At 70.6% G+C, this 435-nt stretch carries 1 protein-coding gene; it reads right to left on the reverse strand.

From position 1 onward, the window contains the following. The coding region (locus tag D7V77_RS42670) for a hypothetical protein (RefSeq protein ID WP_199734020.1) at nucleotides 1–435 on the reverse strand (435 nt) is incomplete at both ends.

Consider the following 435-nt stretch of genomic DNA (forward strand, 5'->3'; position numbering starts at 1 on the left):
CTGCGGAACACCGCTTCATGGCTGCCTGCCAGCCGCCACAGCTCCAGCAGGCGGCCTTCGGTCTGCAATGCCGCCCGCACCTGTTCGTCACGCCAGGCCCCCGGTACCGCCACCGGCGCCATCACGTTCGAGGCCAGGCGGCCGCCATGCTCGCGCAGGTCGATCAGCACCTGGCCCTGCATCGCCGGAATCGCTGCTTCGCGGTCGGCGCTGACCAGCACGTTGATCTGCGCCGAGCTCAGCACGTGCAGGCGATCAACCACGGCGAACATGCTGCTGATCGCGCGCTCCACGTCCTCCACCTGGCGCGCGCCATGCGGCTGTGCCGCCACCCGGTCCACCGCGGCCCGCGCCGATTGCAGGCGACGTTGCGCATCGGCCAGCAGCCCGTGTTCGTCGACCACGCCCGGGTCAGCGTTGAACACGGTGTCCAGG

Source organism: Corallococcus sp. CA041A (genome assembly GCF_003612075.1).
GTDB lineage: Bacteria > Myxococcota > Myxococcia > Myxococcales > Myxococcaceae > Corallococcus > Corallococcus exiguus.